At 40.0% G+C, this 22,959-nt stretch carries 20 protein-coding genes; 11 read left to right on the forward strand and 9 right to left on the reverse strand.

Annotation, left to right across the window (positions count from 1 at the left end; genetic code table 11):
* Nucleotides 1–90 precede the first annotated feature (90 nt).
* Nucleotides 91–2,109, reverse strand: a complete 2,019-nt coding sequence (gene rep, locus A3Q33_RS07675; protein WP_081179436.1) for a DNA helicase Rep — start codon at nt 2,107–2,109, stop codon at nt 91–93.
* 185 nt (nt 2,110–2,294) lie between these two features.
* Here rep and ubiK point away from each other — a divergent pair, with 185 nt between their 5' ends.
* Nucleotides 2,295–2,546, forward strand: coding sequence for a ubiquinone biosynthesis accessory factor UbiK (gene ubiK / locus A3Q33_RS07680; RefSeq protein ID WP_081179437.1), 252 nt, complete (start codon nt 2,295–2,297; stop codon nt 2,544–2,546).
* Between the two features lie 47 nt (nt 2,547–2,593).
* Here ubiK and A3Q33_RS20815 read toward each other — a convergent pair whose 3' ends face one another.
* The 6 genes from A3Q33_RS20815 to ilvG all read right to left on the reverse strand — a co-directional run bounded on the left by A3Q33_RS20815 (nt 2,594) and on the right by ilvG (nt 10,945).
* Nucleotides 2,594–4,183: a DUF418 domain-containing protein gene (locus tag A3Q33_RS20815; protein WP_231295804.1), complete on the reverse strand. Its 1,590-nt coding sequence runs from the start codon at nt 4,181–4,183 to the stop codon at nt 2,594–2,596.
* A gap of 122 nt (nt 4,184–4,305) precedes the next feature.
* Nucleotides 4,306–5,859 (reverse strand): threonine ammonia-lyase, biosynthetic, encoded by a 1,554-nt coding sequence (gene ilvA / locus A3Q33_RS07690; RefSeq protein WP_231295847.1) that lies wholly within the window; start codon nt 5,857–5,859, stop codon nt 4,306–4,308.
* Between the two features lie 19 nt (nt 5,860–5,878).
* Nucleotides 5,879–7,753, reverse strand: coding sequence for a dihydroxy-acid dehydratase (gene ilvD / locus A3Q33_RS07695; RefSeq protein WP_081179439.1), 1,875 nt, complete (start codon nt 7,751–7,753; stop codon nt 5,879–5,881).
* Between the two features lie 246 nt (nt 7,754–7,999).
* Nucleotides 8,000–8,923, reverse strand: coding sequence for a branched-chain amino acid transaminase (locus A3Q33_RS07700; protein WP_081179440.1), 924 nt, complete (start codon nt 8,921–8,923; stop codon nt 8,000–8,002).
* A 99-nt stretch (nt 8,924–9,022) separates the two neighbouring features.
* Nucleotides 9,023–9,280, reverse strand: a complete 258-nt coding sequence (ilvM, locus tag A3Q33_RS07705) for an acetolactate synthase 2 small subunit (protein WP_081179441.1) — start codon at nt 9,278–9,280, stop codon at nt 9,023–9,025.
* Nucleotides 9,281–10,945: an acetolactate synthase 2 catalytic subunit gene (ilvG, locus tag A3Q33_RS07710; RefSeq protein ID WP_081179442.1), complete on the reverse strand. Its 1,665-nt coding sequence runs from the start codon at nt 10,943–10,945 to the stop codon at nt 9,281–9,283.
* Nucleotides 10,946–11,465: 520 nt separating this feature from the next.
* On the opposite strand from ilvG, the gene A3Q33_RS07715 reads away from it, so the two are divergent.
* The gene (locus A3Q33_RS07715; RefSeq protein ID WP_081179443.1) at nt 11,466–12,989 is read left to right on the forward strand and encodes a YifB family Mg chelatase-like AAA ATPase; all 1,524 of its coding nucleotides are present in this window, start codon (nt 11,466–11,468) and stop codon (nt 12,987–12,989) included.
* A gap of 18 nt (nt 12,990–13,007) precedes the next feature.
* On the opposite strand, the gene ilvY is transcribed toward A3Q33_RS07715, so the two are convergent.
* Nucleotides 13,008–13,901, reverse strand: a complete 894-nt coding sequence (gene ilvY / locus A3Q33_RS07720) for an HTH-type transcriptional activator IlvY (protein WP_081179444.1) — start codon at nt 13,899–13,901, stop codon at nt 13,008–13,010.
* 173 nt (nt 13,902–14,074) lie between these two features.
* Here ilvY and ilvC point away from each other — a divergent pair, with 173 nt between their 5' ends.
* The 9 genes from ilvC (at nt 14,075) to A3Q33_RS07765 (ending at nt 21,531) form a co-directional block, all read left to right on the forward strand.
* Nucleotides 14,075–15,559 (forward strand): ketol-acid reductoisomerase, encoded by a 1,485-nt coding sequence (ilvC, locus tag A3Q33_RS07725; protein ID WP_081179445.1) that lies wholly within the window; start codon nt 14,075–14,077, stop codon nt 15,557–15,559.
* 113 nt (nt 15,560–15,672) lie between these two features.
* On the forward strand, nt 15,673–15,990 hold the full coding sequence (gene ppnP, locus A3Q33_RS07730) for a pyrimidine/purine nucleoside phosphorylase (RefSeq protein ID WP_081179446.1): 318 nt from the start codon (nt 15,673–15,675) through the stop codon (nt 15,988–15,990).
* 388 nt (nt 15,991–16,378) lie between these two features.
* A complete protein-coding gene (locus A3Q33_RS07735) occupies nt 16,379–17,812 on the forward strand; it encodes an OmpA family protein (protein ID WP_081179447.1) in 1,434 nt (477 codons plus the stop codon).
* 59 nt (nt 17,813–17,871) lie between these two features.
* On the forward strand, nt 17,872–18,150 hold the full coding sequence (locus tag A3Q33_RS07740; protein ID WP_081179448.1) for a hypothetical protein: 279 nt from the start codon (nt 17,872–17,874) through the stop codon (nt 18,148–18,150).
* Complete coding sequence (locus A3Q33_RS07745) at nt 18,150–19,055, forward strand: mechanosensitive ion channel family protein (RefSeq protein ID WP_081179449.1); 906 nt, start codon at nt 18,150–18,152, stop codon at nt 19,053–19,055. Before A3Q33_RS07740 ends, A3Q33_RS07745 begins: the two co-directional genes overlap by 1 nt.
* A 7-nt stretch (nt 19,056–19,062) precedes the next feature.
* A complete protein-coding gene (locus A3Q33_RS07750) occupies nt 19,063–19,653 on the forward strand; it encodes a sigma-70 family RNA polymerase sigma factor (RefSeq protein ID WP_081179450.1) in 591 nt (196 codons plus the stop codon).
* A gap of 141 nt (nt 19,654–19,794) precedes the next feature.
* Nucleotides 19,795–20,625 carry a glucosaminidase domain-containing protein gene (locus tag A3Q33_RS07755; RefSeq protein ID WP_081179451.1) on the forward strand — a complete coding sequence of 277 codons (831 nt, stop codon included), beginning with the start codon at nt 19,795–19,797 and terminating at the stop codon, nt 20,623–20,625.
* 252 nt (nt 20,626–20,877) lie between these two features.
* Entirely contained in the window at nt 20,878–21,000 is a 123-nt protein-coding gene (locus A3Q33_RS21020) for a LapA family protein (protein WP_353615524.1), read from the forward strand.
* A 21-nt stretch (nt 21,001–21,021) separates the two neighbouring features.
* A complete protein-coding gene (locus A3Q33_RS07765) occupies nt 21,022–21,531 on the forward strand; it encodes a hypothetical protein (protein WP_081179453.1) in 510 nt (169 codons plus the stop codon).
* 302 nt (nt 21,532–21,833) lie between these two features.
* Here the strand turns inward: A3Q33_RS07765 and proB are convergent, their stop codons facing one another.
* On the reverse strand, nt 21,834–22,931 hold the full coding sequence (proB, locus tag A3Q33_RS07770) for a glutamate 5-kinase (protein ID WP_081179454.1): 1,098 nt from the start codon (nt 22,929–22,931) through the stop codon (nt 21,834–21,836).
* Nucleotides 22,932–22,959 lie beyond the last annotated feature (28 nt).

Below are 22,959 nucleotides of genomic sequence, written 5' to 3' on the forward strand. Positions count from 1 at the left end.
TTAATACCTATTGATATAACTCACAAGGTAAATATAGAAAAATCTAGCTTGAAATTCAAATAGATAATATGACGCTAATGGCAGTTTATATTATTTCTTATGCTTTAGCATCTCACGTAAATTTGCGACTCCCATCTTGGCTGTTTCTTGCTTTTTCTCTATGCTCTGTTTGGTTTGTGTCAGTTCCCAGCTTAAATCATCTTGTGGTAGCTCATGTAAAAATCGACTCGCTTCAGTGCGAGACACTTCACCAAACTGTCTGCGCTCTCTTGCATAAGTAAAGATTAACTCTCGTTGTGCACGGGTAATACCTACATAAGCTAAACGGCGCTCTTCCTCTACATTCCCCTCATCCATACTGGTTTGATGCGGCAATAAACCTTCTTCCATGCCAATTAAAAATACATAAGGAAACTCGAGACCTTTAGAGGCATGCAGTGTCATTAATTGTACTTGATCAGTATCTTCTTCATCTTCATTTCGCTCCATCATGTCGCGTAAGGTAAGTCGTGTAACCACTTGCGCCAAAGTCATTGGCTCTTCATCGTCTTCACCTTCGAGCATCTGTGTGACCCAACTAAACAATTGTGTGACGTTCTTCATACGCATTTCTGCCGCCTTTGCGCTCGGTGAAGTGTCGTACAGCCAATCTTCGTAGTTTATTTCGCGCACCATTGAGCGTAATACAGCTGATGTTTCACCGCGCTCGGCATGATCAGCTGTCTCTACCAACCAACGTGTAAACCGTTGCACACTGATCAATCCGCGACCCGTTAAGTGTTGCTCTAGCCCTAACTCGAAACTGGCTGCAAACATACTAATTTGTCGCATATTGGCATAACTGCCCAATTTTTCTAGCGTTGTTGGACCAATTTCTCGTCGTGGTACGTTCACAATACGCAAAAAAGCGTTGTCATCATCAGGGTTCACCAACACGCGTAAAAACGCCATCATATCTTTTATTTCAGCGCGCGAGAAAAACGAGGTACCGCCATTAATTTTATAAGGTATTCTGTTGGTCATTAACGCTTTTTCAAGCAAACGTGATTGATGATTACCACGATACAAAATTGCGTAATCTTTGAATTTACTTTTGTTTAAAAAGCGATGTCCAATTAATTCACCGACCACTCGCTCTACCTCATGATCTTCATTCTTAGTTTGCAATACACGTAATTCAACACCGTAATTAAGCTCGCTGAACAACGCTTTATCATAAACATGCGGGTTATTGGCAATTAAGGTATTGGCACACTTTAGAATACGCCCGCTAGAGCGATAGTTTTGCTCAAGTTTAATCAACTTAAGATTAGGGTAGTCTTCACCTAATAACACTAAATTTTGCGGTTTAGCACCACGCCATGAGTATATTGATTGGTCATCGTCACCCACAACCGTTAATAAACCTTGCTCGCCGGTTATTTGCTTCACTAATTCATATTGGCTAGCATTTGTGTCTTGGTATTCATCAACCAGCATATACTTGATTTTTTGCTGCCAGCGCGTACGCACTTCTGGATAATTGCGCATTAATAGCGTTGGAATTAAAATTAAGTCATCGAAATCTAGCGCGTTGTAGGCCTTCATATGCTTTTGATACATGGCATAAAACTCAGCATATTGCAGGGCATCTGCATCACTGGCTTGTTTAATGGCGGCATCGGGCAGTAACAATTCATTCTTCCAATTTGAAATCATCATTTGCAGCTTGCTGATTAAGTCTTTATCACCATCAAGCTGCTCTTGGGTGAGCTCTTTCAATAACGCTAAGCTGTCTTGGTCATCAAATAGGGTAAAGCCGGGTTTATAGCCTAAAGTTTTTAATTCTCGGCGAATAATGTCTAAACCCAAAGAGTGAAACGTACATACCGTTAACCCCCTTGTTTGCGACTTATCCATCATTTTAACTACACGCTCTTTCATTTCACGTGCCGCTTTATTGGTAAAGGTTACCGCAGCGATATTCTTCGCTTTATACCCACAATTTTGAATTAAGTACGCAATTTTCTGACAAATAACCCCAGTTTTTCCACTGCCCGCTCCCGCTAATACTAAGCATGGACCTTCAACATATTTTTTTGCTTCATTCTGACCTGGGTTTAATTTCATTGCGGTGTTGTAACTCAATTGATGGATAAAATAATCGGGGGGAGATTTTACCTGTTTTTATAGCAAGACAACATCAACTTTCACCTAGGGGAGGTAATTTTTACAAGCTTTACTAGAGATATTATTATCAATATTACTGATATTGGTTACAATAACGCTATAGTTTACCAATTAAGAAGCGGCAGATGATAAACGCAAAAAAAATAGAAGAAATAGCCAAACAAGTCACTGATTCAATTCCTGCGGGATTAAAAGATTTTGCTAACGAGATGGAAGATAAAACTAAAGTGGTTTTGCAGCGTAAACTATCTCAACTTGACGTTGTTACGCGTGAAGAGTTTGATGTACAAACGCAGGTGCTAATCAAAACACGCGCTAAGTTAACTGATCTTGAAGCGAAAGTTGCCGCATTAGAAGCCAAGCTAACCGCACCATAACTCCATTGCTTAAGGCCTTAAATAAAAGGCCTTAAACTTTAGTTATCTCATCTAATACGCATAGTTTGTAGTTTTTTATAAGACAAGCAACGCCATAGCCATTCCAATGGACCAAAAGCATAGTTATTTAACCACCAACGTGAAAATAACAACTGGAAGATAATAATAGCGAACACTATCAACATTTGTGGCGCGCGAGAGATCTCACCAAAATAGCCACCTGCATAGCCATAAAATAGGGTCGTTAAAATGACTGAATGCATAATGTAATTGCTTAATGCCATTCTCCCCAATGGGGTAAATATCGCTAAACGTCTTTGCCACTTTTCGTGAGTGAGCAAACGCATGATCAAGCCAAAATAGCCCACGGTCATCACAAACTGGCCAATAAAGAATAACATTTGGCCAACCCCTTGTAATAACATTACTTGATTCGCAACCGGATGTTGCGCCACTAAAAGCCCTCCGGTTTCCAGTACTGCACCTAGCCCAACGCCAACATAGGCCATAACTTTAAAAGACGCAGCGTGCTGCTGATAATTTTTCATAATACCACTGGAGACTAACCAATAGCCTAAAATAAATATCGGCAGCAACATAGTAAAAGAAAAAGGCAGCGTAAACATCAGCATAAATAAAGCAAAGTCCAAGCGAAACTCAGTAGCCTGCCAATAACTACTTGCTGTCAAAGCCGTAATTTCTTTATCTACTTCATGTTGCATTTCAGCTTGCTGATCGACAATCGCTTGCGCCTGCTGTTCGATTAATCCTTCAGCAGTCAGCTCGCCTGATTCTATCACTAAGCCATCATTATCCATTTCCATTGACTCAGCGTTTTCTTCTGCCATCACTGCACTGACATCATCCGCTTGTACAACTTTTATTGCAGACATTACTGATTCTTCAACCAGTAATTCAGTTGCTGTTGCCTCAGCTAAGGCTTCACTCTTTTGTTGTGATAATGTTTCATTTGCTAACTTTATTGCCTCAACACGTTCTGCTACTAGAATTTCATCTTGCCACTGAGTCGTTAAATCGTCCGTATCGTTAATGAGTCCAAACCCTATACCGGCCAATACCGATATCACAAGAGGGAGAGATAACCAAACTACGGAAAGTTTGAAAAATGATTTAGGATTATCATATTTTTTGAAGCGCGGCTTTTGAAGCAGTGTTAACCAGCCTAAAAGTAACAGGCCTGCAATACCATAATCATGCAGAATATCGCCACTCCATAAAAACACCATGTGCAATAAACCCAAGGCGGTTAAAGCCAACATGCGGCGTGTAAACCAAACACCAAAAGGCCGTTCGGCCTCTTTCGCCCTGATCAGCATCACCGCAAAGCCCATGCCAAACAACAAAGCGAATAGCTTATAAAATTTACCTTCGACAAAACATCGAATCAGCCAACCAACGGCATGATCTAAACCGGTTAAACTGACATCTTGACTACCTAAGCTTGTCATAGCGCGATTAAACCACTCAATATTCATCAAAAGAATACCAATAAGTGCTAAGCCGCGAAGTATATCCATTGCATCAATACGCTCGGCGATTGTAATCGGTGCAAAGTTTTCTAAGCTAGGTTTCGGTACCGAGTTTGGTTCTGCTGTATCAGCATAAGCATCTGACATTTAACGTCCCTTTTTTTATTATTTTTTATCTTTAGCAATATAGATTATTTCATATAAAAAAAGCAGGTTTAATCCGAGATTAAAGCTGCTTTATGTAACAAAAAATTATAAATTACAGATAATTAAGTAAGAAAGGTTTGATAAGCCTTGTTATCTGTTTCTTCCTGCCACTCATAATCTAGTGCTTTTAAGTGGGAAAAGAAGTTAATTTCCAGCGCTTTTTTCACTTCAAAGCCGGCTAACACTTGGCCAAATGCGGCACCATGGTTTCGATAATGAAACAAGGTAATATTATAATGCTCACCAAGCGTATCTAAAAACTTCTCTAGTGCGCCTGGGTATTCAGGAAATTGAAAACGAAAAATCCGTTCTTTTGCCGACAATTCATTTTTACCGCCAATCATGTATCTAACATGTAATTTGGCTAATTCATTTTCTGTAAAATCAGCTAAATCATAACCTTGTTGCTGCAAGCTTTCGGTTAATTTCTCTCTGTCATTAACTTCACCTCCCAGACGCACGCCAACAAAAATATTGGCATTTTGTGCTTGGTTTGAAGCATCAGGCTTGTCAGCATAGCGATAATTGAATTCAGTGATCACTCGTCCTGAAAGCGCCTTACAAAAATTTCTAAAGCTGCCTTTTTCTTCCGGTATTTTAACCGCAAATATCGCTTCTTTCTGCTCGCCTAATTCACAGCGCTCAGAAATGTAGCGCAAAGTATGAAAGTTCATATTAGCGCCAGAAAGTATCGCCACTAGCGACTCATCACCTTGACTGGTTTGGCAATATTTTTGCAACCCCGCTAAAGATAACGCGCCCGCCGGTTCAGAAATAACCCGCGTTTGCTCAAAAATATCTTTTATTGAGGCACAAATTTCATCGGTAGAGACTGTGATCACGTCATCACAGTAATGCTTAATCAAATTAAACGTATGCTCACCGATACGCTTAACCGCAACGCCGTCGGCAAATAAGCCAACTTGCGATAAATCGACGGGTTCACCAGCCGCTAAAGCCGCTTTTAAACAAGCTGAATCTTCTGCTTCGACACCAATCACTTTAATATTAGGTTGTAATTGTTTTAGGTAAACCGCCATACCTGCCAACAAACCGCCACCGCCCACGGGAATAAACACTACATCGGTGTTTGGGTGTTGCTGTAACAGCTCTTTAGCTACGGTACCTTGGCCTGCAATAACATCGCTATCATCAAACGGATGGATCACGGTTTTATTTTCTGCTTGTGCATATTCCATTGAGGCTTGTTGCGCCTCGTTAAAGCTCTTGCCAACTAAACGCACTTCTGCGCCATAACGTCTAACGTTATCCACCTTAATATCAGGTGTCGTAATGGGCATAACAATAGTCGCTTTAATGCCCAACTTGTGCGCTGCTAAGGCTAAGCCTTGCGCGTGATTACCCGCAGAAGCGGCAATAACGCCATGCAAGCATTGCTGCTCAGACAAGTTGATTAATTTGTTGTAAGCGCCACGCAATTTAAACGAATGTACTGGCTGTTGATCTTCACGCTTCAGAAATATTTGATTCCCTAAACGTGATGACAACTTAGTTAATGGTGTTAATGCCGTTTCAACCGCAACATCATAAACTGGCGCCAGTAGAATTCTACGCAAATAGTCTAAACCTTGCGTTTGAATAGCCTGCGCTTGCATTAATGCTGTTTGTTCAGCATCAGTCATTGCTATCACCATTGTAATTGCCGTCTAGTAATTCACGATTACGTACAGCACCTTTATCGGCACTGGTGGCTAACATGGCGTAGTTTTTCAAGGCGTAGCTGATTGGACGAACACGACCAACGGGTTTCCAAGCGTCTTTACCTTTAGCGTTCATGGCATCGCGACGTTGGGTTAGCTCTTCTTCACTTACCTGTAACTCTATAGAGCGGTTAGGAATATCAATATGAATAATGTCGCCCTGCTCTACTAATGCAATAGTGCCGCCACTACCTGCTTCCGGAGAAACATGGCCGATAGATAAACCTGAAGTACCACCCGAGAAACGACCATCGGTTAACAACGCACAAGCTTTACCTAAGCCCATTGATTTTAAATAAGTGGTTGGATACAACATTTCTTGCATGCCTGGGCCACCTTTAGGGCCTTCATAACGAATAACAACCACTTCGCCTGCCACTACTTTTTTATCTAAAATACCCGCTACAGCAGCGTCTTGGCTTTCAAATACGTGTGCAGGACCAGTAAAGACTAGGTTATCGTCACTAACCCCTGCAGTTTTAACCACACAACCGTCAACCGCAATATTACCGGCAAGAACCGCTAAACCACCTTCTAACGAAAAAGCGTTTTCAATGCTACGAATACAACCATTCTCGCGGTCGTCATCTAAGGTGTCCCAACGGCAATCTTGACTAAACGCTTTAGTGGTACGAATACCTGCAGGTCCTGCACGGTAAAACTTTTTAACGGCTTCGTCGTCAGTGACTTTAATATCATATTTAGCGATAACATCAGCGAGTGTTGTACCTAAAACATTCGGCACATCAGTTTTTAATAAATTAGCGCGTGATAGTTCACCTAAAATGGCAATTACACCGCCAGCGCGATGCACATCTTCCATGTGATATTCTGGCGTTGAAGGAGCAACTTTACATAATTGCGGCACAATGCGTGATAACTTATCCATGTCTTCCATGGTGTAATCAATTTCCGCTTCTTGTGCTGTTGCTAGTAAATGTAAGATGGTATTTGTTGAACCGCCCATGGCAATATCTAAACACATGGCATTGTGTAGCGCATCTTTACTGGCAATATTACGCGGTAAGGCTGACTCGTCATTGTCTTGATAATAACGCTTGGTTAGCTTAACAATTTCTTTACCAGCACTTAAGAATAACTGTTCACGATCGGCATGTGTCGCTAGCATAGAACCGTTACCCGGTAATGCTAAACCTAACGCTTCGGCTAAACAGTTCATTGAGTTCGCGGTAAACATACCAGAACATGAACCACACGTTGGACAGGCTGAACGCTCAACTTGGTCACTTTGTTCGTCAGACACTTTAGGGTCAGCGCCTTGGATCATGGCGTCAACTAAATCAAGTTTAATAATTTGGTCTGACAGCTTAGTTTTACCGGCTTCCATCGGGCCACCAGAAACAAAAATTACCGGTATGTTTAAGCGCATAGCCGCCATTAACATGCCTGGGGTAATTTTGTCACAGTTTGAAATACACACCATGGCATCTGCACAATGGGCATTCACCATGTATTCAACCGAGTCAGCAATTAAATCACGTGACGGTAAGCTATAAAGCATGCCGCTATGACCCATAGCGATACCATCATCTACCGCAATAGTATTAAATTCTTTCGCGACACCACCAGCTTCTTCAATAGCGCCAGCGACCAATTGTCCCATATCTTTTAAATGCACATGACCCGGTACAAATTGGGTAAATGAGTTAACGACAGCAATAATAGGTTTGCCGAAATCACCATCTGTCATACCCGTTGCACGCCACAGTGCTCGAGCGCCAGCCATATTACGGCCTTGAGTAGAAGTTGCTGATCTTAATTTTGGCATGACCTTAGTCCCTATATATTTATGTATTTCGCTTTCAGTTAGCGTGAGAAGTATTAAAATTTATTTTATAAGTTCACTGACCAGTGAACTTATAAAATAACATTTAAGTCGTGGTAATTACTGCTTGCTAATTGGCAAGAGCTACAGCTAGTTCGGCTCAATTTCAAGGCTGAAAGTGTGCAACTTATCGATAAAGGTGCGTTACCTAGCAAAGAAATTGAGTGAACTAGCCATAAAGCCGTACGATTAAACTTCGTCTAACCAGCCTTCAGGTACTTCAGTAGTGCCATCAAACATACCAAAGAAGGCGTCTTGAAGTGCTTTAGTAATAGGTCCACGAGAGCCATCACCAACAGCAATGCCGTCAACTGATTTCACCGGTACCACTTCAGTTGCGGTGCCACACATGAAAAATTCATCTGCAAGGTATAACGATTCACGAGAAATAGATTCTTCACGCACTTCGTAGCCTAATTGCTTAGCAAGGAAAAACACCGTATCACGTGTTAAGCCTTGTAAGATTGAAGCCGTACCCGGTGGTGTATAAAGCACACCTTTTTTGATTAAAAATAAGTTTTGGCCTGCGCCTTCACTTACCATGTTATTAATGTCTAACGCAACACCTTCTGCATAGCCATGACGAGCAGCTTCTGTCGAAATTAACTGTGAAGACAAGTAGTTACCACCAGCCTTCGCTGCCGTTGGCATAGTGTTAGGAGCAAGGCGATTCCAACTTGAAACTCCCACTTCTACACCATTTTCAATAGCATCAGCACCTAAATAGGCTTCCCAGCTAAACGCCGCAATCATAACGTCTGCAACTGCGTCGATTGGTGGACGAAGGCCCATGCCAATATCACCTAAAAATACTAACGGACGTAAATAGGCTGATTTTAAATTATTCTTTGCTACCGCATCTTTACACGCCTGAACAATTTGCTCTTCGGTAAAAGGAATGTTCATACGGTATATTTTTGCTGAATCGAATAAGCGCTTAATGTGCTCTTCTAAACGGAAAATACACGTACCTTTATGGGTATTATAAGCACGAATACCTTCAAATACTGACGAGCCGTAATGTAGAGCATGACTCATTACGTGAACCGTAGCATTTTGCCACGGCATGAGTTCACCATTAAACCAAATTAGTTCTGCGTTAACTTTTGCCATTTTCTTTTCCTAAATTTTATTTCGTATTAATCAGTCAGCTTTAAAAACAACTTAACTGATTAAGTATTATTAATTTTCGTCGTTGGTTTCAATCCAGCATTACGCAATGCGCTGCTGCGATACGCTATTGTCTACCTTGACCTCTTTGATGTCGATCAGTTTATTAATTTGATCGACCAAAAGTTCAATCGGACGTTCACTTCTAACCATTAATTCAATAATGCCTAGATTCGTACCGGTATTTACTTTGGCATTCATGCCACTGATTAAAAAGCCACGATAGCGAGTCACTTGTAAAATTCTTTCAAGCACCACCTGCTTATCATCCGCTGTTATCGTTAGTTGATAATTATTCATTTAGGTACTCTCCATCATTTTATCGTTAGCGGTATTCGGTGGCACAAGTGGCCATACGTTGTCTTGTGCGTCAATTTTAACTTGTAACAAATAAGGTCCGTCATGCTCGAGCATTTCTTCAATGGCAGCGCTCACTTCTGACTTTTTAGTGATCATTTTCGCTTTAATATCAAATGCATTGGCTAACATAATAAAATCAGGATTATCCGCTAAATCTGTTTCACTTAATCGGCCATTGAAAAATAGGTCTTGCCATTGACGTACCATACCTAGTTTGGCGTTATCAATTAGCACTATTTTAACCGGTAATTGAAAGCGCTTAATGGTTGATAGCTCTTGTACGTTCATCATAAAAGAGCCATCACCTGAAACAGCAATAATACAATCTGTTGGCCGACTCACTTGAGCACCAACGGCTGCCGGTATACCAAAGCCCATTGTGCCCATACCAGCACTGGTCAAAAAGTTACTTGGATCATCAAAAACCATGTGTTGTGCAGCCCACATTTGATGTTGACCAACATCAGTAGTTACACAACTATTTTTTGGCATTTTGTCGCTAATTTCTTTTAACACTGCTGGAGCAAAAATGGTCTCACCTGGGTGGTTATAGTCCCAAGCAAAATCTTCATTCATCTGCAGACAAACCTTTCTCCAAGGTTCGATAGATAGCGGAATGGCTAACGCAGGTAAGTTGACCTTTAAGTCCCCTAATATTGATGCATCGGCGATTCTGCGTTTGTTAATTTCTGCGGTATCAATATCAAAATGAATTACTTTAGCATTGGGGGCAAATTCATTTAACTTACCGGTAACACGGTCATCAAAACGCGCACCTACGGCGATTAATAAATCACATTCTTGCACGGCTATATTGGATGCTTTGGTACCATGCATGCCCAACATACCCATATAGTATTTGTCTTCTGGGTCAATGGCGCCTAGCCCTTTTAAGGTTGAAACGCATGGTAAGCCTGTTACCTTGGCAAAATCGCGTAATTCATCAATAGCATTGGCCATACCAACACCACCACCAACATATAAAACGGGCTTCTTAGCTTGGTTTAATAGCGCAATCGCACTACCCACATTCGCTGGCGGTAGCTTAACTTTATTTTGTAAATTCACTAAATCATCAACACAACCATTAACGGCTGCAATTTGAATATCTTTTGGAATATCAACCAGTACAGGTCCTTGTCTACCTTCTAATGCAATGGCAAAGGCTTGGTGTAATACGTCGGCTAAATCATTAATATCGGTTACTTGAAAAGAGTGCTTAGTACACGCTAATGATAAACCAAAAATATCAATTTCTTGGAATGCATCTGAACCCATAGCCGCCGTAGCGACTTGACCAGTAATAGCAACAACTGGAATTGAATCAGCCAAGGCATCAGCAAGGCCAGTGATCAAATTCGTAGCGCCCGGTCCTGATGTAGCTAAACAAACACCAACCTTACCTGAAGCTCTTGCATAACCAACGGCAGAAAATGCAGCGCCTTGTTCATGACGACACAAAAAGTGTTCTACATCACTGTCGTAAAGTGCATCGTAGATAGGCATGATGGCACCACCTGGATAGCCAAACACATGTTCAACTCCATGCTGTTCTAGCACGTTAAATAATAAGCTCGCGCCGGTTAATTTCTTTTCAGTCGCCATGTGTTTGTTTAACTTTTTAATAACATTTTATTCATAAACCATTCACTTACATGAAACGCATAAATTTATTGTAATTAACAAGTATTCTCCAAGGTTAATAATGTTAGTGCGAAACGCGCTGTTTAATATTTTAATAACGACAAACCCCCCGGTCCTTGCGAAGCGGGGGGCTTGTTATTTTAAGATTTTTTTACTTTTCTTTAGCTCAACAAGACCCCCGCGACGATTTATGAATCACCACGATGAGGACGTTAATAATGACTAAGATATAATTTTGCATATTTATTTATATTATCTGTAATGTTATTAATTTGAGTACTAAGAATTTTCAGCCTATTTAAATTAGTACCATAGCTCTAATGTTAAGCGCAAGTGGTTTATTAGTGTTTTTTTAGTAAAAATAAATTCTCAGTTATAATGACAACTTGCTCTATCAGATATTAGTCACTTTATTTTTCGCACAATACTGTTTATTTAACTACACTTGCGTAAATAAATATGAAAATAAAAATGGATTTTTATGACATTAGCCTGTGTTTTTAGTCGCGCTCGGGTCGGACTCGAATCGCCCTTAGTTACGGTAGAAGTGCATTTAGCCAACGGATTGCCTGCATTTAATATTGTCGGCCTGCCTGAAACCTCGGTTCGGGAAGCAAAAGATCGCGTACGCAGTGCTATTCTCAATTGCGGATATGAATTTCCAGCCAAACGCATCACGGTTAATTTAGCACCTGCTGATTTGCCAAAAGAAGGAGGCCGTTTCGACCTACCAATTGCCTTAGGCATTCTAGCCGCAGCTGCACAGCTGCCTAACGCGGATTTGAATCAATATGAATTTGCCGGAGAATTAGCCTTGTCTGGTGAGCTGCGCGCTATTATTGGTGAAATCCCCATGGCAATGGCATGCAAACAAAGTGGCCGAACACTGGTAATACCGAGTGAAAATGCCGAACAGGCTAGCTGGGTACCGCACGTGAAAATATTAAGCCTGTCACATTTAAACCAGCTCTTTCCTCATTTTTTAAAACAACAAAGCTTGCCATTAGTTCAAGCAAGAGCCCTACAAGAATATAAAACTGAGAGTGTGAATGATATTGCCGATGTTGTCGGCCAACCTCTAGCCAAGCGGGCACTAGAACTTGCTGCAAGTGGCGGCCACAATTTACTGTTTATTGGGCCTCCAGGTACAGGTAAAACCATGCTTGCCAGTAGATTACCCGGCATTTTACCTCCAATGACCGAACAAGAAGCCCTTTCAAGTGCCGCTATTCAATCTATCTGTCACAAAAATATCAATCCTGAGTCATGGCTAACTCGACCATTTCGCGCCCCACATCACACAGCATCGTCTGCCGCACTTGTTGGCGGCGGCAGTCATCCACAGCCAGGTGAAATTTCTTTAGCCCATAACGGTGTGCTTTTTCTCGACGAGTTACCCGAATTTGAGCGTAAAGTGCTCGACGTATTACGTGAACCAATGGAGTCTGGTGAAGTCACCATTTCACGCGCCCTAATCAAACAAACCTTTCCTGCACAGTTTCAATTGGTCGCGGCGATGAACCCAAGTCCCACAGGATTTTACAATGACAAGCGCAGTACACCTGAGCAGGTTTTACGTTATCTCAATCGCCTTTCAGGACCATTTTTAGATCGAATTGATATTCAAATAGAGGTTACAAGATTACCGCGTGGGATGTGGGCTAACGATGAAGGTAAAGGCGAGTCAAGCAGTACGATCCAAAAACGGGTCAGTATATGTCACCAAAAACAAATTTTACGCCAAGGCAAGCCTAACGCACAGCTTGGCAGCGCTGAAGTAAGAACGTTCTGCCAACTCTCAGCTGATGATAACGAATTTTTAGAACTCGCCATTGAAAAACTAAACTTATCAACCAGAGCACATCATAAAATACTTAAAATTTCCAGAACACTCGCTGACATGGAAGCCTTAGAGCATATTGAACACAAGCACTTAATTGAAGCGTTATCGTATCGCGCTATGGATAGAATATTACGCCATTTGACCGACGCTATTTCGCTGTAATTTAGGGTGTCACCGGATTTATTGATCCGATTGATATGACTTGATTGCCTCAAAAAACGCCTGAATCAAAGGTTTATCCCTGCTCTGGTTCAAACAGCAAACCCCGAGGTCAATAGGTTCAATTTCTCCAAAATTATCTAAATACTGCACGCGGTCTTTCACTGGACTATTTTCAACCACGACTTGCGGCACAATGCCAACTCCACATCCCAAAGCCACCATACTGACTAGTGCTTCATGACCTGACACTGTTGCGTAAATTTGGGCTTTACCTTGTTGTTTCTTTCGAAACCAATATTCAAACCTTTTACGCGCGGGGCCGTGCTCTGGCAAAATAATGGGTATGTCAGACCAAATAAAGTCTTGCTGTATTTGCTGCTGTACACGGCATACCATCGTTGGCGCAATAATTGACACCGGTATGGTAGCCAGATGATGGAAGGTAAAAATACGTGAAAGTTGTTCCGGCTTAGCGGCAATAGCAAAGTCTACCGCTTGCTTTTCCACTTGCTCAAGTGCATCGGCAGCATCGCCAGTTGTTAACATAATTTCAACCAACGGATGTTGTTGTCTAAAACGCTCAAGCAACGGTGGCAAATGACTATAAGCTGCGGTAACCGAACAATAAATATGTAATTTACCTTGTAGCTCAGCTTGTTTTTGATTCAGCGAAAGTTGCAACAGTTGCCACTGTTCAAGTTGTTGCTCTGCAAAATTATAAAACTGTTTTCCTGCCTCACTCAACACCACTGTACGGTTATCTCGATGCAATAATGGATTGCCTAATTCAAGTTCTAGCCTTTGGATCACTCGACTTAAGGTTGAGGGGCTAACATGGTGAAGCTCAGCAGTTTTGCCAAAATGTAATGATTTAGCTAAATCAACAAACATCCGCAATGACTTTAATTCCATAGTAATCGCTTAAAAGTAAACAGTGACTAGAAACTGTATTGCATATTTTGCAACACTGCAATGCAAATATATCATTTTAAGCAATGACATATTTTCGCTATGATAGCTTCAAGGTCAACAAACTGACCAAACAACTAATTTCCTTGGTCAATAGCCAAGTTCAGGAGAGCAAAATGTCTAACTATTTCAATACATTAAGTTTACGCGAAAAATTAGCGCAATTGGGTAAATGTCGCTTCATGCAACGCGAAGAGTTTAGTGATGGTTGTAATTTCATTAAAGATTGGAATATTGTTATTGTTGGTTGTGGCGCACAAGGCCTGAACCAAGGCTTAAACATGCGTGACTCTGGTTTAAATATCTCTTATGCACTTCGTGATGCTGCTATTGCTGAAAAACGTCAATCTTATCAGTGGGCGACAGAAAATGGTTTTACGGTAGGTAATTACCAAGAATTAATTCCACAAGCTGATTTGGTATTAAACTTAACACCTGATAAGCAACATACTTCTGCGGTTAATGCCGTTATGCCACTAATGAAGGAAGGCTCTACTTTAGCTTATTCTCATGGTTTCAACATTGTTGAAGAAGGCATGCAAATTCGTTCAGACATCACCGTTGTTATGGTTGCGCCTAAATGTCCAGGCACTGAAGTTCGAGAAGAATACAAACGTGGTTTTGGTGTACCAACACTTATCGCTGTTCACCCAGAGAACGATCCACAAGGTAACGGTTGGGCCATCGCAAAAGCATACGCGTCAGCAACTGGTGGTGATCGCGCTGGTGTTTTAGCTTCATCATTCATCGCAGAAGTTAAGTCAGACTTAATGGGCGAGCAAACTATCCTTTGTGGTATGTTGCAAACTGCCGCTATCTTAGGTCACAAGCAATTGTTGGCTCAAGGTGTTGAAGCTGGCTATGCACGTAAATTATTACAGTACGGTATCGAAGGTGTTACTGAAGGCTTAAAGTATGGCGGCATCACTAACATGATGGACCGTTTATCAAACCCTGCAAAAATCAAAGCATTTGATATGTCACTGGAGTTAAAAGAAATTTTACGTCCTTTATTTCAAAAGCACATGGATGACATCATCGAAGGTCGCTTCTCTGCAGGCATGATGGCAGATTGGGACAATGGCGATGCTAACCTATTAAAATGGCGTGAAGAAACTGCTGAAACATCTTTCGAAAAAGCACCAACATGTGACACGGAAATTTCTGAGCAAGAGTATTACGATAAAGGTATTTTCGTTGTAGCTATGGTTAAAGCCGGTGTTGAATTAGCCTTTGATGCCATGGTAGATTCAGGCATCATTAATGCTTCAGCTTATTACGAGTCGTTACATGAAACGCCGTTAATTGCTAATACTATTGCACGTAACATGTTGTACGAAATGAACGTTGTTATTTCTGATACGGCTGAATACGGTAACTACTTATTCTCGCACGCTGCGGTTCCTTTATTAGAAGAATTTACCAGCAAACTAACCTTAGAAGAATTAGGCGAAGGCTTAAAATCTACATCTAACGGTGTTGATAATGCGCGTTTAATCGAAGTTAACGAAGCTATACGTAGCCATGGTGTTGAATCTATTGGTAAAGAATTACGCGGTTACATGACTGATATGAAACGTATTGTGGAAGCTAACGCTTAATAGCTAAAACTGAACAATTTATTACAAGCGGTGTTGGCACATTTAGCTGGTACCGCTTTTTTTATGTCGCACGTTTTATCGCGCACAAATTGATTAAGTAAAAAGGAAAACTCATGACAGAATTTAATAACGTCACTATCTCAACCGTAGCAAGTATTTATTTTGATGGTCAAGTGACTAGCAGAAAAGTGACTTTTGCCGATGGTTCGTTTAAAACCTTAGGTATTATGATGCCGGGTGAATATACCTTTGCAACGGCTGAAAAAGAATTGATGGAATTTCAACAAGGGATTGTTAGCGTATTATTGCCTGGCAGTGATACTTGGCAAACCATTACCGCTAATCAATCTTTTAATGTTCCAGCTAATGCATCATTTGATATTAAAGTCATTGAATTGGCCGATTATTGCTGTACTTATATTGCCGAGTAATCCCCTTACTTGCAGGTACAGATAATATCAACCGTATAAATGAACACTAAATTATTGCGCTAATCGGCTCTTTTTAAGATCGGTTAGCGCAGTTTATATATCCTTTTCCCTTTTTGTCCGTGCACTGCGAATACTTTCCCAAGTAAAAGTAAAAATCAATTCAACTCATCTGATATAGATTATAAAACTGAAGCGCTGACATTGTTTTCCTGCAGTTTTTAGCCTATCAATAGTACTACAGGGCATATTTACCAAGAGTATTAAATAAAAGTTATAGTTAATATGTATTTTTTGTGACTTTTTAAGCTTACCTGTCGTCTATATCTACAAACGTCATAATTGCCTTTCTTGAAAGGAAATCGTAATCATTTATTTAAAGGACACTAAAATGAAAAAAACACTAATTGCCAGTGCACTGACTCTAGTATTAATTACAGGTTGTGCCTCTAATGCTACATTATCTGAAAGTGAAATGATGAAGCAATTTCCAACATTAAATCAAGCCAGCCAACTTTTAGTAAAAGCTGAGCAAGACGATTTAGCCTTTTATGCACCAGAACAAATAAAAGCAGCACAACGCGCCTATGATGATGCGTTGAAACAAGCTAAAACAGGCAAAAACTCAACGGATATTACCGCAAAAGAAACCGTTGATAGAGTGAACGCCGCGATAGCACAAACCAACAAAGCGAAATACGTCTTTGAAGAAGCATTTAATGCCCGCAAAAAAGCACTTAGCGTTAATGCTGACAAGTTGGTACCTGAACGTTTTAATGATGCAGAAAAACAGTTTAAGAAAATGCTTGCTTGGTTTGAGTTAGGCGAAGATGAGCGTGCTAAGCGTGATATCAATGAATTAAAAAATCAATATTTAGCCATTGAACTTACTGCGCTAAAAACTAACATGTTAAGTGTGGCTAAAAACACGATCAGTTCAGCAGCTAAGCAAGACTTAGATGATGTTGCTCCTATATTATTTGCTCAAGCGCAAGATGAGTACCAACTTGCTTTGAACACTTTAGAAGCCGATAGATCTAACACGCAAAAAGCCAATGTGCATTCTAATCGAGCCATTTGGCTAGTTCAGCGAGCTCAAGGTATTGCTGAAATGAACAAGTACTTCAAAGACGCTAAGTTTACTGAAGAGCAAAAACTAATTTGGTATCAAGAACAACTTGAATATGCATTGTCTCCAATTGCGACAAGCTTACCTTTTAATCTGTCTAATAAAGAAGTTGTTGCTTACGCACATAAAACATTAACACAAACTAGCCAGCGTACTGATAATCTCAACAGTGAGTTAGTTACCTTGGAAGCTCGCGAAGCCCGCTTGGCTCGAGATAAAGACCAAGCCATTTTGTCTGCACAAATGGAGCTTGAGCAAGAACAAAAAGCAAAACGTGAAGACAATGCAAGATTTGCAGGCGTACAGTCATTGTTTAATGAGGAGGAAGCAACGGTATACAGACAGTTAGATAATGTATTAATTCGTGCACAAGGTTTTGCGTTCAAGCCAGGTGGCAGTGAAATTGAATCATCTAACTTTCCTTTATTAAATAAAATTAATGATGCTATTAGCCGATTCCCTAATTCTAAAATAGTAGTTTCTGGACACACAGATTCAACCGGTAGCGCAGAGCTCAATCTTGCACTCTCTAAAAATAGAGCGCAAACCGTCGCAAACTTTATGAGTCAAGTCGGCAATATCGATGTTAACCGCATTGAGTCAACAGGCTTTGGTAAAGGAAAACCTGTTGCCAGTAATGAAACGGTTGAAGGTCGTGCGCAAAATAGACGCGTAGAAATTTTAATCATTAACTAGTTGGCGAACGGGATGTTGTTTTCATTAACAGCATCCCGTTTACTTTTTGGAGAACATAAATGAGTTTTGACGAAGACAAATTGAGAGCAATGTGGCAAGAAGACACACCTCAATCTGACGAAGATGAAGCATTAAAAAAAGTATTGTCGACGTCGTCAAACATAACGGCAGTGAAAGATGTAACAGGTCTTTTTGTTGGCTGGATTTGGGTAGTATTTCTAGGGTTTGGTGCCTCAATGTACTCGGCAAAACGCAAACTTGAACTTCACAACCAGCAAAAACAAAAATTATTAAATAGAAAGTCACCCGAAAACAATAATAATACCGGAGAAATATAATGAACTTAGATGCTTGGAGCCAATCATTCAGTAATGCACTGTCTGGCTTTTGGACTGAAATAGCGGGTTTTTTACCTAATCTTATCGCGACTATAATTGTTATATTTATAGGCTTGTTCATTTCTAAGGTGATTACAAAGTGGGTGGCTAAAATTTTAGAAAAACTTGGTTTTAATACCCTTTGCCAACAACTAAGTATCGACAAAGCCCTTAAAACACTCGGGCTAAAATTAACTCCTTCAGAAATGATTGGCAGATTACTGCATGTCTTTTTTGTATTAATCATACTTGTAGCCGGTGCAGATACCCTAGGACTAGATAGATTTTCAGCCATCCTCGATGAATTTGTTCTGTACTTGCCAAAACTTTTGGGTGCGGTTGTTATTACACTTATCGGACTGTTTATCGCCAACTTAGTGAAAACACAAGTTGAAAGTTCGCTTGATAGTTTAGGTGTTGAATATGGTGCTGCAGCAGGTCGTGTACTTCAACTACTGGTGTTATTTATTACTTTTTCACTGGTGACAGGCCAACTAGAACTAGAAATGGCCTTACTTAATACTATCTTTACTGTACTCATTGCCAGTTTAGGTGTCGCATTGGCCTTGGCTTTAGGCTTAGGCACTAAAACCATAGCGAACAGTATTGTTTCGGGCATTTATGCTAGAGAGCAATTATCGCCAGGTGACGAAGTAGAGTTTGATGGTTTTATCGGCAACGTGGTAGCTGTTTCAACGGTAAATACCTTGATTGAAAATAAAGCCGGCAAACGTTTGAGTATTCCGAATCAGGATTTACTGACACAAAAATATCTCACGACACAAATGAGTGAGCCAGTTATTGCAACTAAAGCGGCTAAACCAAGTAAAACAGCTAAGCTAAGTAAAACAACTAACGAAAAGTGAGTTATTAATGACCAAATCAGAGGGCGACAATATTCGTGTCTCTGATCGTTTGTCTCAAAAAGATGATGTTGAGCTTGTTCGTATTGCACGCTTGCAACTTCCTTATGTGACAACGGCCTATGAAGTGCTTTTTCATCGTTATCATCACAAGCTTATAAAAGTCTGTTATCGGTATTTGGGCTCGACACAAGAAGCGGAAGAGGCTGTTAATGACACTATGCTTAATGTGTTTAACAATCTTGCTAAATTTGAAGACAGAGCCAGCTTTAAAACTTGGGTTTATCGGATTGCACATAACCAAGCTTTAACAAGGCTTAGGAAGAAGCAGCTCGATTTAGTCGGGCTCGATGAAGCTGAACATGTCGTCATGGATGACACACCAGGTAGCTTAACAGAAGGCAATGAAAGCATTGAACATCTGTTAGCTCAATTGAGCATAGAAGAACGCTCAATTGTGGTGTTTCGAATTGCTGGCGATCTTGATTTTAGTGATATAGCTTTGGTGGTTGAGGAAAAACTAAGCACGGTAAAAATGCGCTATAAACGTGCGTTAGAGAAAATGGCTGTCAGTGCTCGCTCTGAGGATCAAGAGATATAAAATGCTTTAATCAACTTGGTATTAAAGCGCCAAATTATGTGATTTTCTATACCGGTAAAATTGAGCGTCGTATTTAAAAAAAAGGGAAATTACGACGACGATGGTATAATAAAAAATTTCAAATAAACCTTAGGTTAGAGCATGAAAAATAAGTTCAAATTGAAAACATCCGCTATATTTTTTAGTACACTTTTTACGCTTGTGCTCATAGATAGTGTTATCACGGGTGATACTTCAGGGGTATTGATACCAAAGGTTGAAGCAAAAGTGAATGCAAGCATGAAAAGCTTGCCTGATTTTTCCAAAATTGTAGACGTGAGAGAAAAAAAAGAAGCTTTCTTTGCAACATTGTATCCAATTATTCAAGCAGAAAATAATCACGTATTACAGTTAAGAAAACTCATCAACATGTTAAGAAGTATTCCTATAGCCAAACTAAGTGCTAAACAGCAAGTTTGGTTACTTAGTATTTCTAAAAACTATAAATTAGCAAGTGAGTACATTGATAACGACACGTTTGATGAGCTACTCAAAAGAGTCGACTATGTACCGCCATCTTTGGCCCTAACTCAAGCAGCCATAGAATCTGGTTGGGGAACATCAAGATTTGCTAAACAAGGTAATAATTTATTTGGTCAATGGTGTTTTTCAGAAGGCTGTGGCATGGTGCCATCGTCAAGAGAATCAGGCAAAGGTCACGAGGTTGCCAAGTTCGCCTCTATTAACCTGTCTGTTCGTAGCTATATCCTCAACTTAAACACCCATGACTCATATAGTGAGCTCAGACAAAACCGGGCATTTTTACGTCAACAAGAGGCGTCATTTACTGGTGTTACGTTAGCAAAAACACTGACAGAATATTCCGAAGAGGGTAAGCAATATGTGGCGAAAGTAACGGAATTTATCAAGCAAAATAAACTTCAACGCTTTACTGCAGCATTTGAAAGCTCGCTTGAAATAACGATGGACTAATAGCTACGAAATAAAAGTGAAATTAACTGCATTCAAACGGTGACTTTTATCGATATTATCGCATCTATATGATTAAGAGTTAGTACCCTCACCCCATTGACTTATCTCCTTGGTATAAATGCATTAGAGGTTGCTATAAATCGGTATGAGTTAAATTTTAAGCCCTGATATTAGGAGAGAAACATGAGTAAACTAAATAGATACTTGATTTTAGTATTATCGATTTTATGTCTGGTTATTGTGCTTCAGAATATGGAAACTGTCAGCATTTCATTTCTATTCTGGGAGTTTTCAATGCCTCGAGCTATTCTCATTGGTATGATGTTAGTGATAGGACTGCTTATTGGTCTAATTTTAAAAAGTAATCGTAAGTAATATTCAAATAGGTAGAAAGTAATGATAAAGAAAATATCTGTATTGGTTTTCATCTGTGTTGTATTTAGCCAGCAAGTACTCGCTTTAGGCTTAACCATGTCAGAGCGTCAGCTCAATAGTATTTTAGATTTAAGGTTTCCCATAACGCAAACTTACATGGAGTATTATTTAGAGGCCACTGAACCTTATTTAGCACTATACGCTACAACTCAATCTGTTGCGATTACGGCCAAAATAAATGTCATAAATAATGGCAACCGTCTTATTGCCAACACGACATTTAAAGGTCAAATTTTCTTTGATAAAGCTTCGAATTCGTTGAAAGTGAGTAACCCTTTAATTACTAAATTTGAAATTATTGAAAATACCTTTCCAAAATCTGAAGCATCGATTAACGCTATCAAAAATACTATTGGACAACACTTGCCTATATCAGTGTTAATTGACTTTGATCACATTAGTAATGAACTATTTCAATTTTCACCCAGCAGTTTACGCATAGTAGCAGAGGGTTTAAGAGTAGAGTTTTAGTGCTGAGTTTTACCGCGTGATACTTTTTACTCAACGTGCGTTATGACTTTATTTCGCGTTACGGTGACACATATTTAGTATGAAAATCAGTAGTGTTATTACTATTAGTTTGATTAATTAAGTGATCTACTTTTCATGAGGAAAAATGGATAATGACAAGGCTTAAAATATAGTTAGTCGTTACGGTACTTATAAATTTTATAACGCCTTAGTTATTCATTTTAATCATTAAAAATAAGCGGCTAATTAATCAACTTGGTATAACTTTATACTTAGTTAATACTGCGCCATTATTCTAGTTACTACAACATCACCATATCGTCACGATGAATAACCACTTTACTTGGACAACAACCAAGCAGAGCCGATATCTCGTCACTTTTACTGCCTTTAATTCGCTTAAGATCTCGAGCATTATATTGGCTGATACCTTTTGCTATATATTGACCGCTTTTAGCATCGTAAATATCGATACAATCGCCAACATCAAAGTCTCCAGTGATATCTGTCACTCCTGATGGTAACAATGACGCACCTTTATTTTTTAACGCACTCACAGCGCCAGCATCTAATAACACGGTGCCATTGCTTTTTAAGGTGTGTTTTAGCCAATGTTTGCGTGCCCGTGTTGCACTTTCTTTCGCAACAAAGTGGGTACCAGGGTTTTCACCACGTAATATTTGTTCAAATACCTCACCACGACTGCCATTTAAGATATAGGTTTCAATACCATTTTCTACCGCTTTGTCTGCCGCTTGAATTTTGGTTTTCATCCCTCCGGTTGCAATATGATTATTGGTAGCGCCAGCCATGGCATAAATAGATTCGTCTATTTTAGCGATAATTGGAATTAACTTAGCTTGTGGATTTATACGAGGGTCTTCTTCAAAAACACCATCAACATCACTAAGAATAAATAAACTATCGGCTTCACTAACCACGGCCACCAATGCCGCTAAATTATCATTATCGCCGACTTTTAGTTCTTCCGTTGCTACCGTATCGTTTTCGTTAACAATAGGAATAACGCCATTTTCTAATAATATTCTTAAGGTGTTTCTAATACTAATATATCGTTGACGATCTTTTAAATCACCATGAGTTATCAATAACTGACTACAAGGTACATCAAAAAAACGCTGCCAATTCGCCATCATCTTCATTTGCCCTACCGCAGCCATTGCCTGCTTTGTGGGAATTGATGGGTTAGGAGAGCCATGCGCAATTAAACCTCTACCAGCAGCAACACTGCCAGACGAGACCAAAATAACTTCTTTGCCTGCTTGTTGGCATTGCGTAATAAAGCGCGCAATGGCAAGTATGTACTTACCACTACAACCTTTGGCATCAGGTGAAACCAATGCACTGCCAACTTTTATTACCACACGATTAAATTGCATCACGAACCCTCTATTTTATATCTGTTTA

This window comes from Colwellia sp. PAMC 21821 (assembly GCF_002077175.1).
Classification (GTDB): Bacteria; Pseudomonadota; Gammaproteobacteria; order Enterobacterales; family Alteromonadaceae; genus Cognaticolwellia.